Origin of the sequence: Nocardia sp. NPDC050408, from assembly GCF_044458905.1 — a bacterium.
Classification (GTDB): Bacteria; Actinomycetota; Actinomycetes; order Mycobacteriales; family Mycobacteriaceae; genus Nocardia.
In genome coordinates this window covers 17,949-31,323 of sequence record NZ_JBITIL010000021.1, presented here as the reverse complement: position 1 = coordinate 31,323, position 13,375 = coordinate 17,949, and the positions used below count along the sequence as shown (strand labels likewise).

Here is a 13,375-nt window from a genome sequence, read left to right as displayed (position 1 = left end):
CCCACCTGGAGCGGGCCGGTTGTGTTTCAGGCCTGGTGTTCGCGCAGATCCAAACTGCCGCTGAAAGTTTCCTCGCCCCTGTGCCGCCCGAAGCGGCCGAAGGAACGCTCGGCTATCTCGAACGAACCGTTCTCGCGCACCAGCAGGACCGTGCTCGCCCTGGTCCCGTGCAGCGCGTTGGCGATGAATCTGGCCGAGAGCGTGCGCTCGCGCCGCAGCGGAACTCCGGTGCGCGGCAATAGATCATCGGGCGCCTCGGTGCGATCGGCCAGCACCTCGAAGTAGCGCGACACATTGCCGGGATCCGATTCGACCAACGCGCGCAGGTCGGTGAGACCGCCGCGCACCTTGGGCCAAATGGGTTGCGGCGCTTCGAATGCCGCCGCCGGGCCCGGGGCGACCGAGGTGATGAACCTGCCGTTGGATACGCCGTGGAAACCCGGCGTCAGTTCCTGCGGCGGCAGCGTGCTGCGGTTGGAATGCCACCACAGCGATTCGAGGTCCGAGACCAGCACGTTGTAGCCGTTGTAGTCGTCGGGTGCCGCGGCGACGTCGAGCACATACTTTTCTGGACCCGACAGCTTTTCTGGACCCGACAGCTCGCGGGTTTGCCGGGTGTCGCGCAGGAAATCCATCAACAGCGCCCCGCGGGAACGGGCGTCGCCACGTTCGTCTTTCGGATCGCGCACATTGGTCACAGTGGCGAATCTATTGCGGCCGTTGTCTTCCCGTGTCAACCCGAGCCAGGTGCCCGGCGGATCACCCGCGACCTTGCGCAGCGCCCCGAGATCGCGTCCGGCCAGCAGCCCGGGCACCTCGGGCCACCAGCGCATCGACTCGGTCGGGCGGGAGTAGAACTCGTCGCGATTGGCCGCGACTATCAACCGATACTCCGGATGCACCCGCCAACCGATCAACACCAAACACATGCATTCCAGGATGCCGGAAGGTCGCCGGGCCCCACAGGGCAATGCTGACCTTCGAGCGACCTGCGAGCAGTCGCTAGCGGTGCTCTCGGGCAACGCGACTTCAGTGAATCGGCCCAGGGATAGCAAAAAGGCCGACAGCGTCGCCGCTGTCGGCCTTTTCCGGCGGTCTGGCTAGTTGTTGACCTTCAGCCCCGGATTGTCCGAAAGAACCACGCTGACCGGCTGCGCGAACAGCTGCGGCGCATTGCCGGTGAGGGCGCCGATCAGATTCGGGATCTCGCAGATCGGGAAGTCGGCCACCGACGACGCGCTGGAGATGCCGAGCGCCAACCGGCCAGTGACGATCGCACCGCCACTGTCACCGGGCAGTGCGCAGATGTTCGCGGAGAAGGCCTGGGTGAGCTCCCGGTCGCCGACCTGCACGGTCTGGTCCACCGCGTTCACGATGCCGCAGCTGAAGCCGGTGCGCGCACCGGACTTGCAGACCGGAGCGCCGACCACCGGAACGGCAACGCCGTCGACCGCGACCGGCTGGCCGGGCTGGCGCACGAAGTTGTTGGTGAACCGGTCCTTGGCCTGATCGTTGATCCGGATGATCGAGTAGTCCTGGGCGCCGAGCACCGACTTCTGGAACGTGCCGATCTGCGCACCCGGCCGATCGCCGGCCAGCTCGTAGACGCCGGCCGCATTCCCCGAACCCGCCGACGCGATGTCCGGATTGCAGTGGCCCGCAGTGATATTCACGGTGTTGCCGGCCCGGTCGGTGCCGTTGAAGCCGAGCGAGCAGCGCAGCGACGTCTTCCCGGCGATCGAGGCGAAGCCGTCGCCACCGGCCAGCGGACCGGTCTGCATCGCGCCCGCGACCGGGGTCGTCTGCAACTGCTCACCGGCGACCGGCGGCGCGGTCACGATGACCCGCGAAGGATCGACGAAGTTCGGCATCGGCAGACCGGCCTGCTCGACCCGCACCGCGATGCTGTTGTTGACGGGATCGACCACCACACCACGCACCAGCGCGGAAACGGCCTCGGGCTGCCCCTCCAGCCAGCGCTCGAAGGCGCTCTTCTCGCCGCGCAGCGCCGCCTCGCTCTTGGCGACATTGCGGACCTCGAATCCGGCCGACGTGGCCGCCTGGCGAGCCTCATCGGCACCGGGGCCCTGCGCCAGCGCCACCACGGCCTTGCCACCGTCATCGAGCCACGACCCCGCGAAGACCTGCGGGAACTGGCGCTGCGCCGTGGTGGCGAAGGCCGCGAGCTGCTGGGACAGATCAGCGCGGTGCAGGTACTCCTCGGGGGAGATCTTCAGATCGCGCGCGACCGCGGCGATCAGGTCGGCGGGAAGCGCCGGCTGGTCCGGTTGTGCATTCGCCACTGCCGCTGTTGGACCGAACAGCAGAATCGCCGCCGAAGCGGCGATAACTGATTTTCGGACCCGGGTCTGTCGCGCAGCTGATCGGAACTGACCTATACGTGGCAGGAGCATGCCCATACCTTAAAGTGTCCGGCCGGTTATGCCTACTTATGTCGCGATGTTGTTCGGCCCACTAATCGACCGGCCGCCGGTTCGTCGGAAATACGGTGTCCGACAAGCCCTCTCAGCCAGCGTTCGGACGGGTCCGCAACGCGATGCCGGCGCCGACGCCACCGCCGGCCGATGCGTCGATATCGGCCAGGATCGAGCGAATCGGAATGCCGAGCGTCGCGGTGCCGCCGTACTGCGCGAGCGCGATATTGGCCTCGTTGCAGTCCGGCGCGTCGGCGGCATTGGAACCGCTGGTGATGCCGAGGGCCAGCGTGCCCGAGACGATCGCGCCGCCGCTGTCGCCGCCGAGCGTGCAGGCCGAGCTGGCGAAGCCGCGCACGGTCTTGCTCACACCTTCGGCGGTGTACAGCTGGGTTTCGACCCGATCGGCCACCACGAACCCGCAGGTGAAGGTGGAGGACTGGCCGGACTTGCAGACCGGCGCGCCGGTGACCGGCTCGGCGGTACCGGTGATGGTCAACGTGGTGCCGTTGGAGCCGCGCACCGAGGGCTGGTCCATGCCCGCATTGACCGAGCGCTCGTTGAGCTTGATGACGGAGTAGTCGAGTGCGGTCGGGCCGCCGAGGCTCGCCTTGACGAAGTTGCCGAGCTCGATGCTGTTCGGGATGTCCCTGATATTGGGCAGGTAGACCGCGGCGTGCTGGTCGCCCTTCTCCAGGTTCGGGTCGCAGTGGCCCGCGCTGATGTTGAGCGCGTTACCCGCCGCGTCCACGCTGTTGAAGCCGAACGAGCAGACATCGACGCCGCGCAGCGAGGTGTCCTTCAGTGAGGTCGGCGCGGTGATGTAGGTGTCGCCGCCCATCGGGCGGCGCTCGATCGGGCCGCCGCTATTGGGCGAGAGAATGACCTTGACGTTGGCAATCAGGGTCGGCAGGTTCAGCGCGTGGCCGACCGGGGTATTGGCGACCGACAGCACCAGCTGGCTGTTGAGGAAGTCGACCGCGACGGAGTTGATCGACTGGGAGATTTCCTTGGGCAGCGTGTTGATCCACTGATTCAGCTGCATCAGCGAGTTTTCCAGGCTGTTCGCCGAGATCGGCGCCAGATGGGTCTGGTAGCCGTCGGCTGCGGCGATCTTGGCGGCATCGACCGAGGTGACCGCGACGACCGGCTTACCGTCGGTGCCGAGCCAGGCGCCCGCGTAGGTGTCGGGGCGCTCGCTACGGAACGATTCCGCGTATTCGCTGAGCTCCTGGGCCTTGGCGGAGCGTTCCAGGTACTCCGCGGGCGTCATCTTCAGATCGCGGGAAATGGCCTCGACGAGTTCGGGCGGCAGGTTCTCGGCAGAAAGCTGCCCGGGTGCTGGCGGTTCGGCCGAAGCGGCGGTGGTGACGAGCAGGGGTGCGATGAAAACGGTCGCGGCCAATCCGATCGAGGCTGCCTTGACCGCGGCGCTACGCGCCACCAACTTGCGCATGAAGTCCCTTCGTCGGCACGGGGTGTGCCAGCTACTACACCGGTCAGCCGATCACTTTAAGGCACAAACCCGGGTAGGTCGCTACGAAATCAGCGAGGAGGCGCCATCTCGTACGGAAAAGGCTGCTGCCACGGCAGTTGCGTCCACGTCGGCGGCGTGAACATGGGGAAGCCTGGACGGGTGGTCGTGGTCCGGCTCGACCGGGTCGTGGTCGGCGGTGTCGTCGTGGGCGTGGTGGTAGGTGGTGTGGTGGTCGGCGGCTCGGTGGTCTCCGGTTCGCTGCTGGTGATGACGACGGGCGGTTCGGTGGTCGGCGCCGGCGTGGTTTCCGGCACGGTCGGTAGGTCCACCGGCGGCTGCGGGGTCGGGCTCGTCGAGACCTGATCGGATTTGGCGTCGCGCACCGGCGGCACCGGGGTAGAGCCGGGATCACCGAACAGGACGGCGACGCCGATGCCGCCGAGTATCAGGCCGATGCCGACCGCGACCGCGATCAGCAGCGGCGTGCCGCGATCTTTCTTCGGGGTCGCGGCCGGGGGCGGCGCCGGGGTGGTCGCCTCGACCGCGGTCGCCGCGGCCAGCGGTGCCGCGACCGGCATCGCCGCCGAATAGGCCTGCGGCTGGACCTCGGGCGTCGGCACCGCCGGGATGACGTCGGTGACCACGGTCGAGTTCTCGGCATTGCTCGGATCCGGCGGGGTCGCGCCCGCCGGGGTCGCCAATACCGCGGCCAGTGCGGCGCGCGCGGCGTCGTAGGCGTAGGCCAATTCCGGTGCGACGGTATCGCTGCCGGGGAGGTCGCCCTCGCTGACCAGCAATACCGACTTCAGGCCCAGGTAGTCCAATGCGTCGCGGAGCGAGAGAACATACTCCGACGGCCAGCCCGCGGGGTAGGTCGCGTAGAACTCGGCGGCACCGTTGAGATGTTCGGCGGTCAGATTGATCAGGCAGAACAGTGCGGTCGCGACCAGATCCTCGGCCCGGTAGGCCTCGCCGTCGTCGACCGAGATACCGGCCGGATCGCCGACCGAGGACGCGAAACCAGTGATCGAATGCGTATGACCGGCCGGGGCCGGTCCGCCGAGAACGGTGTCGCCGTCATCGGACATGTGCAGGATCGACTCGCGGACGATGAACGTCGGTTCGTCGTTATCGGTGACGATGGCCGCTGTGCAGTTGTCCTCGGCGATGCGCAGGCCCACCCCAGTGGCCATCCTCAATACCTCGCTTCGGCGTCACGGATCGGGCCGCGCCCCGATCACACCAGCAGCGAGCCGTGTCCCATGGCGCGGAGCATCGACAATAACTCCGAACGGGAACGAGCACCGATCCGGCGTCGGATACGGGCGACATGATGCTCCACTGTCTTGGCAGAAATGTACAGGCGAGCGCCGATTTCCCGATACGTCAGACCGAGCAGCACGAGTTCGGCGACCTCGCGTTCGCGTTCGCTGAGAATTGCCGCGTCGGCGACCGGTTCCGGGGCGGCGACCTGGCCGTTGCCCGAGGCCGCGGCGGGTGCGCTCGGGCGGACCACGGGCTCCTGCGGACGGGCGTCGGCCCGGACGGTTCTGGCCAGTTTCAGCAGGGCGGTCGCGGTCGCGGAATCGGCGGCGGCCAGCGCCGCCTCGCTCGCGAGCCGGGCGGCATCCCAGGTCAGGCCGATCTCGCTGAGTCCGGCCACCGCCGCCTGCACCGGGGTCGCGGCGACCTGACCACGCAGCACCAGTACCCAGGTGCGGCCCGCGTCGGCGAGGATCGCGGCATGCCGGTCACCGGACTCGGCGGCGGCCTTGAGCAGCCGGGCGTGCGGAAGCAGTTCCTCCGGACTCTCATGTGCGATCGCGGCCTGTACGCCGTACCAGTGGAAGGCATTCGCCCATGCGGGCGGCTGGTCGAGTCGCCGCAGCAGTGCGAGGCAGGCATCGACCAGCGGTGCGATGCGGCGCTCGTCGCGCAGCCGGATGCCCGCCAGCCACAGTTCGCCGATCGGCAGCAGGGTGAGCAGGTCGGCGTCGACGTCATCGAAGAGTGGATAGGCCGCCTGCCAGGCGCGGGTGAGTGCGGCGTGGTCGCCGCTGCGGCGGGCCAGGCCGACCGCGACACCGTGCGCGAGCAGGCGGTCGCGGATATCGAGGGAATCCATTTGCAGCGCGGCGACGGTGGTCGCCGCGGCCTGTTCGTCGCCGCCGAGCATCGCGGCCCAAGCGGTGAGCACCTGCAACTGATGGCAGCGCAGGCCGCTGGTGGTGGCCCGGCGCAGCGCCTCACCGGCGCGGCGCGGTTCGCCGGTGCTCAGGCACAGCAGCGTCGCGATGGAGACCGCGGTGCACGGCAGGAACCGATCGGTACCCGCATCGGCCTGCGCGGCCTGGATGAGCGCGGATACGGCTGCGGCGGTGCCGGTTTCGTGTTCGACGATGGTGCGTGCGAGTGCGGTCGCGATCAGCCGGGCGTGCGCGTTGGCTTCGGTAGGCGGCCACTGCGTCGCCGATTCGGACAGCTGCGCGGCGGCGGCCACCTCACCGGCGAGATACTGCACGGTCGCGCCGAGCGCCCAATCCGCGCCGACCCGATGTGCGCCGAGCCAGGAATACAGCTGGGCGGCGCGCCCGACCAGACCACGGCGGGTCAGCACTGCCGCGCAAATCCGCACGGCCGCAGCGAGTTCCGCGCCGGTGACACCGGGACGGGCCAGCACCGGCTCGGCAAGTCGTATGGCCGTATCGCCGTCACCGGTACATGCGGCCGCCTCCGCCCAGCGCAGCGCGATGACGTCCGGATCTGCCCCGGCCGCCGCCGCGGCGGCGTAGTAGCGCACCGCCTCGCGTCCGGCCTTTTCTGCTGCGGCACACAGGAATTCGGCAAGGCGCTGGTCCCGGACGCCGGATTCGGCGAGCAGCAGCGCGGTGTGATCGCGCAGCAGACCCGCATCCAGTCGCGCGTTGAGCAAGCGACGCTGCACGGCCACGAAGCGGCGGTCGCCGAGCAGAGTGCGCAGCGGTGCGACCGCGGGTTCGAGCAGCAGATCGGCATCGGTGACCAGCGCGCTAGCCCTGGCCCGGTCGATCAGATCTTGGGCCGCGGCGGTGTCCACGCCGAGGACCTCGGTGAGTTCGGTGGAGTCCAGGCCGGTGCCGGTGGTGGCGACGACCAGGGTCTCCAGCAGATCCGGTTCGAGATTGTCCAGGAGGGCGCGGGCCCAGGCGGCGACGGAGTCGTCGACGGCGCGGATTCCGGCATCGAGGCGGGCCGAGCAGGCGGCGGTCAGCGCGGCGACCACGCCACCGCGGCTGCCCGCGGTCTGGCGATGGATGTGCTGGGCGACCGGGCGCGGCACCGCCATGCCCAATTCGCGGGCGAACGGTGCGATATCGGAGACGCCGAGCGCGCGCAGATCGGCTATCCGACCGCGGCGCGCAACGGTGTCGGCGAGTGTGCGCAGCTGCGGATCGTGCGGGCGCGGCTGGGTCGCGACAATGACCGTGAAGCGTCCGGATTCAATTGTCGCGCAGAGCGATTCGAGGTCCGATTGGCTCAGGGTGTGGGCGTTGTCGATGATCAGGGCCGGGCGCGGTTTTCGTGGGTGTGCGCCGTCGGTGCGGTGGATCGCATGCGCTCCGTTATCGGGGCGCTGGATGATGGTGGGTTTTTCGGTGGTTCGGGTTCGGTATCCGTCGCCGGTGGCGTGGGCCGCGCCGTTGCCGGTGAGCGCGTCATCGTGGTTGGGGCGCCGCCCGTCGGCGCGGGGGACGTCTGCCATCGCATGCGCTCCATTAGCCGAGTTGCCTTGCGCTGCAAGGTGTTCGGGCATCACCGGATCATCCCGGAATGGGATGCCGTGGGCGCGCAGGCGGGCCCGGATCACCGAGAGGAGGGTGGATTTGCCGGAGCCGGAGCGGCCCCTGATCAGATAGACGACCGGTTCCCGATCTGCGGAGTCCAATTCGCGGAAGATCTCGCGTGCGCAGGGCAGCGTGTCGAAGGCGATATCACCCATCATCTGCCTCCGGGGATCTTGGGCAGTGCGGATACGACGCCGCCGACGGTGTCGCCGACCGCATCGCCCAAGGTGTTCGTCGGCAGGGACGGCACGGTCGGGACCTGCACCTGCGTCGGCGGGGCCGGCTGCGGTTGTGGCGCGGGTTGGGTTTGCGTTACCGGAGCTTCCGCCGCGGGCTGGGTGGCCGGTGCCGGTTGAGCGGGAGCTGGTTGGCTCTGGGTGGACTGGCCGTCGGTGGACTCGGCTGCGGCAGGTTGACTGCTCGTGCCGGCGACGGTGCTCGTTGCGGCGGAAGCCGGTTGTCCTGCAGCGGGTTTCGGTTTCGGACTGCCGACGGGCGAATCCTTCGCGGAGGTCGTCGCCGCGCCGGTGGAAGTGCCGCCATCGGTCGCCGCGACGACGGACGCGCCTGGCGTTGTTGTCGGATCGGAGCTCGCGGGTGGGGTCGGGCCGGACTGCGCGCCGGTGCCGATGGCGACGGTGCCCGTCGCGAGTGCGCCGAGCACCAGGGCCGCGCCCGCGATGATGGCGGCGCGTTGGCGGCCGCTGAGCCTGCGGCGTCGCTCGCTCGTGCCGGGCAGGGTCTTTTTTGGCTCGGTGTCATCGCGCGAAACGCCACCGCTGGCTACCGCACTGCTGGTCGGGCGGGTCGCGGACTTTTCGACCGGCCGCGGCACGGTGGGCAGTTCCTCGGTGCGTGCGTTGCTGCCCATGGCTGCCACCGGTGTGCGATCCACGGTGATCGACAACAGGTCCGCGGCCAGTTCCGCGGCGCCGAGCGCGCTGGTGAGCCGCGGCTGCGGCGCCGCGACCACGGGGAGTCCGAATTCGGTGGAGATCAACTCGGCTACCAGTGGGATCGCGCCGCCGCCGCCGGTGAGCAGCACTCGGCCGATATCACCGATATCGAGTCCGGCGCGATGTACCGCATCGCGGATGAGATCGAGCGAGGTCAGTAAAGGCCCGCGCAGTAGGTCCTCGAGTTCGTCGCGGACCAGTCGGATGTTTTCGGCGTGGTGATCGGCCGGGTTCAAACGGACCGGGACAACCGTCGCGGTATTTGTGGAAAGCTCTTCTTTCGCATATCGGCAGCGATCGCGCAATGCCGACAATTCCCGTTCCACCACCGGATCGAACGGATCGAAATCATTTCCACCCAAGGCGTTAGCCAGGACATAGCGCATGGCCAGCAGATCGAATTCGGCGCCGGCGACATCGGTAGTGCGCAATGGCGCGCCGAGCACGGCGGCCTGCGCGCCGGTGCGCACCACCGAGACGGTAAGGCCGGACGCGCCGAGGTCGTATACGACAACCGTGTCGTCGCCGAGCGGGCCGTGCGCGGCCTCCAGCCAGCGCACCGACGCGGTCGGCTCCGGAACCAAGGTCACCTCGCGCAGGCCCGCGCGATCCAGCGCGGCCCGCTGCACATCGACGGTATGTCGCGACCACCACGCCGGATGGCAGGCGACGATGGAATGCGCGGCACCGGCGCCGACCTCATCGATCAGACAGCCGACCGCGGTGGACACGAGATCCGCTGCGGAGTGGGCGGTTCCGTCCTCGGCGAGGATATCCACCGGATCACCGACCCGGGCGAGGAAGCCCTCGAGTACTACGTCACTCGAGTGCCTGCCGGTGGGTCGGGCACCGCTGCCGAATGCGGGCGCAGCATGCGGGGCGAGGCGCAACACACTCGGATGAGTGATGACAGAGTCGCCGGAGTGGCCCCTGTCATAGTCGCCGCCGTCCCCCGGGGTCGCCACGGCGACCGAATTCGACGCTCCGACAGTGATGCCGAGCGCCAGACGCTCTGTCATTCGAGAACCCCGTTCGAAAACTCTGTGGCCCGGTAGTCGCTGTTGTGTGGACAGGAAGGCGGAGTTGACCTGCCAGCCGCACCACTTCTGTCGGTTGCTGGGCGTCCGCCGTTACTTAGTCGGGGAAGTTGCGGGGAAATTCCCCTAACGGTTCGGGTGCCCCTAACCGGAACGTTCGGTGCGTAGTAGGGGTGCGCCCCGTTTCGGAGTAACGCCGGGCGTCCCTAGCGTGAAAAGCATTCCAACGACTGCGGATCGCGAGGGTCCGCTCATCCAGGAGATGATTTCGATGACACCCAACGCGATTCTGGAGTTCATTCTCAACCTGCTCCGTGACCACGAGGCGGCGGTGGGTTATTGCGCCAATCCCGGCCAGGCGCTGGCAGCTGCCGGTTTGCCCGCCGTGACGCCGGAGGACATCGCCGCCGTCGCCCCCATGGTCGCCGAATCGGCCCTGATCGCCGGCGGCTCGCAGCTGTCGGCGATTGTGGCGGCCGGTGGTGCTGGAGCCGCCGAGGCCGGGGCCGCCGCCGGTGCCAATACCGCCGCCGCGGTCGGACTCGGCGCGGCCGCCGATGCGGGCGTGGACCTCGGCACCGATATCGACCTCGGCGCCGATCTCGGCCTGGGTGCCGGGCTCAACGGCGCGATCGGAGCTGGCCTGCAGGCCGGCGCTGACCTCGGCGCCGGTCTCGGCAGCATTGTCGGCGCGGGCGCGGATCTGACCGCCGGTCTCGGCGGCGCCATCGGCGCCGGTGTGCAGGCCGTGACGAGTCTCGGTGGTGCGCTGGGGGGCGCGCTCGGTGCGGGTGCGCAGGCTGGTGCGGATCTGGCCACCGGCCTGGAGGGTGCGCTCGGTGCCGGAGCGCAGGTCGGCACGGGTCTGGCGGGAGCTCTTGGTGCGGGCCTGAACGGCGGCGCGCAGGTGATTTCTGGCTTGGAGACGGGTCTCGGTGGCGCAGTCGACGCGGGTGCCGACCTCGGTGCCGGGCTGAGCGGCGTCATCGGAGCGGGCACCCAATTGGGTGCTGACCTCGGCGGTGCCCTCGGCGCCGGTGCCCAAGCGGGCGCCGACCTGGGCGCTGGTCTTTCGGCCGGGCTCGGCGGCGCTGTCGGTGCGGGCGGCGAGCTCGGCGCTGGCCTCGGTGGTGTGGTGGATGCGGGTGCTCAGGCTGCGACGGGTCTTGGTGGTGCTTTTGGTGTGGGTGGTCAGGCGGGTGCGGATCTGGGTGCTGGTCTGGGTGGTGTGGTGGATGCGGGTGCCGAAGCTGCGACGGGTCTCGGGGCTGGTCTCGGTGGTGCGGTCGGCGCGGATCTCGGCGCTGGTCTCGGCGGCACGATCGACGCAGGCGCACATGCGATTTCTGGCTTGGAGACCGGCCTCGGTGGAGCACTCGACGGGGGTGCCGACCTTGGTGGCAGCCTGTCGACCGGTCTCGGCGGGGCAGTAGATGCCGGTGCCCAAGCCGGATCGGGCCTCGAAGCCGGCCTGTCCACCGGCCTCGGCGGCACACTGGACGCCGGCGCCCAGGCCTCGACCGGATTCTCCAGCGCAATCGGCACCGCAGCCGACGCGAACGCCGATTTGTCCACAGGTCTCACAGGCGCGGTGAACGCCGGCGCGCAAGCGGGTTCCGATCTGGGTGGCAGCGTATCCACCGGCCTGGGCGGCAGCTTGTCCACCGGTCTGGGTGGTGCTGTTGATGCCGGTGCGCAGGCGGCCGGTGGTTTGGAATCCGGGTTGTCCACCGGAATCGGTGGCGCGCTCGATGGTGGTGCGCACCTGGGCTCTGAGCTCGGTGGCAATCTGTCGACGGGGCTGGAGGGTGCGGCTGGTGCTGGTGCCGATCTCGGTGGCGGTTTGTCCACAGGCTTGGGTGGTGCTGTCGGCGCTGGGACGCAGGTCGGGGCTGACCTGGGTGGCGGTCTGTCGACGGGGCTGGAGGGTGCGGCTGATGCTGGTGCACAGGCTGGTGCCGATCTGTCCACGGGGCTGAGCGGTGCTGTTGGCGGCGGTGCACAGGCTGGTGCTGACCTGGGTGGCGGTTTGTCCACGGGGTTGGGTGGTGCTGTTGATGCTGGGGCGCAGGCGGCCGGTGGTTTGGAATCCGGGTTGTCCACTGGAATTGGTGGTGCGCTCGGTGGTGGTGCGCAGTGGGGTTCTGAATTCGGCGGTGGTTTGTCGACTGGTCTGGAGGGGGCAGCAGGTGCCGGTGCACAGGCTGGTGCGGATCTGGGGGGTGGTTTGTCCACAGGGCTCGGCGGTGCGGTTGATGCAGGTGCTCAGGCGGCGAGCGGTCTGGAAGCGGGGCTGTCCACCGGGATTGGTGGGGCTGCGGGAGTTGGGGGTGGTTTGTCCACAGGGTTGAGCGGTGCTGTTGATGCTGGGGCGCAGGCGACATCCGGGATCGAGGGCGCTTTCGATGCGGGGGCACATGCGGGTAGTGGGCTCGGTGGTGGGCTGGAGGCTGGGCTGGGCGGTGCGCTGGATGCCGGTGCTGGGCTCGGTGGTGGGGTGTCGAGTGGGGCTTCGTCGGCGATCGGTACCGGTGCTCAGGTGACGACGGGACTGGAGTCGAGTTTGGCTACCGGTGCAGCGCTCGGTGCGGGTGCTGAGCTCGGTGGCGGGTTGTCGAGCACTCTGGGCGGTGCTCTCAACGGCGGCACGCAGGTTGGAGCGGATCTGGGTGACGCTGGGACGCACGCTACGTCCGGGTTCTCCAGCGCCATCGGTGGCGCGGCTGATCTGGGTGGCGGTTTGTCCACAGGCCTGGGTGGTGCGGTCGGCGCCGGGACGCAAGCCGGTGCGGGCCTGCCCACGGGCATCGGCGCTGGTGCACAGGCTGGTGGCGATCTCGGCGCGGGTCTGTCGTCGGGTGTGAGTGGTGCCGTTGGTGCTGGTGCGCATGCGGGTTCGGAGCTCGGTGCGGGTCTGTCGTCGGGTGTGAGTGGCGCGGTCGGTGCTGGTGCGCATGCGGGTTCGGAGCTCGGTGCGGGTCTGTCCACAGGCTTGAGCGGTGCTGCTGACGCCGGGGGCCATGCGGCGACCGGTTTGGAGACAGGGCTGTCAACCGGAGTCGGTGCGGCTACCGGGCTCGGCGGTAGTGCGTCGACCGGAGCACAGGGTGCCGTCGACGCCGGAACGCATCTGGGCACGGGGCTGGAGACCGGTCTTTCCAGCGGAATCAGCAGTGGCGTCCACGCCGGTAGCGGTCTGGAAACCGGTCTCGGCGGGGGCATCGACGGTGGTGCGCATGCCGGATCCGGTTTGGCGACAGGGCTGTCTACCGGTGTCGGTGGCACAGCGGATGCGGGCCTCGGACTCTCGTCGAGCGTCGACTCCACGGTGCACTCCGGCGCCGCGGCACAGACCAGCGCGAACGGCGCCGCGGATCTGGGCGGCCACGCCGGTTCCACACTGACCGGCGCCTCCTCGACCGTCGGGTCCACCGCGAATACCTGGTCGTCGCTGGACGTTTCCAACGCCTTCGGTTCCGGACTGGATAGTTCGGCGGGTTCGCATCTGGACACCTCGGTCACCGGCCACAGCGATTCCAGCCTCTTCACCGATACTCATGCAGGTACCGATCTGGCCGGACATGCCGGCGGCGATCTCGGCGGCGACGCCTTCCTGCACTAAGAGATATTCGTACGAAAGAGGTTC

At 69.0% G+C, this 13,375-nt stretch carries 7 protein-coding genes; 1 reads left to right on the top strand and 6 read right to left on the bottom strand.

The genetic code is table 11. The features are described 5' to 3' along the window. Positions 1–26 precede the first annotated feature (26 nt). The 6 genes from ACIBJI_RS36290 to ACIBJI_RS36265 form a co-directional block, all read right to left on the bottom strand. Positions 27–929, bottom strand: a complete 903-nt coding sequence (locus ACIBJI_RS36290; protein ID WP_364355939.1) for an NRDE family protein — start codon at positions 927–929, stop codon at positions 27–29. A gap of 171 nt (positions 930–1,100) precedes the next feature. Continuing rightward, positions 1,101–2,414, bottom strand: coding sequence for a S1 family peptidase (locus tag ACIBJI_RS36285; protein ID WP_364355936.1), 1,314 nt, complete (start codon positions 2,412–2,414; stop codon positions 1,101–1,103). A gap of 112 nt (positions 2,415–2,526) precedes the next feature. Beyond that, positions 2,527–3,891 carry a S1 family peptidase gene (locus ACIBJI_RS36280; protein ID WP_364355933.1) on the bottom strand — a complete coding sequence of 455 codons (1,365 nt, stop codon included), beginning with the start codon at positions 3,889–3,891 and terminating at the stop codon, positions 2,527–2,529. Positions 3,892–3,980: 89 nt separating this feature from the next. After that, entirely contained in the window at positions 3,981–5,105 is a 1,125-nt protein-coding gene (locus tag ACIBJI_RS36275) for a hypothetical protein (protein WP_364355930.1), read from the bottom strand. Positions 5,106–5,149: 44 nt separating this feature from the next. Next, entirely contained in the window at positions 5,150–7,891 is a 2,742-nt protein-coding gene (locus tag ACIBJI_RS36270) for a LuxR C-terminal-related transcriptional regulator (protein ID WP_397087805.1), read from the bottom strand. Then, positions 7,891–9,711, bottom strand: a complete 1,821-nt coding sequence (locus ACIBJI_RS36265) for an Hsp70 family protein (protein ID WP_397087803.1) — start codon at positions 9,709–9,711, stop codon at positions 7,891–7,893. Before ACIBJI_RS36265 ends, ACIBJI_RS36270 begins: the two co-directional genes overlap by 1 nt. A 289-nt stretch (positions 9,712–10,000) precedes the next feature. On the opposite strand from ACIBJI_RS36265, the gene ACIBJI_RS36260 reads away from it, so the two are divergent. After that, positions 10,001–13,351, top strand: coding sequence for a beta strand repeat-containing protein (locus ACIBJI_RS36260; protein ID WP_397087801.1), 3,351 nt, complete (start codon positions 10,001–10,003; stop codon positions 13,349–13,351). The last annotated feature ends 24 nt before the right edge of the window (positions 13,352–13,375 follow it).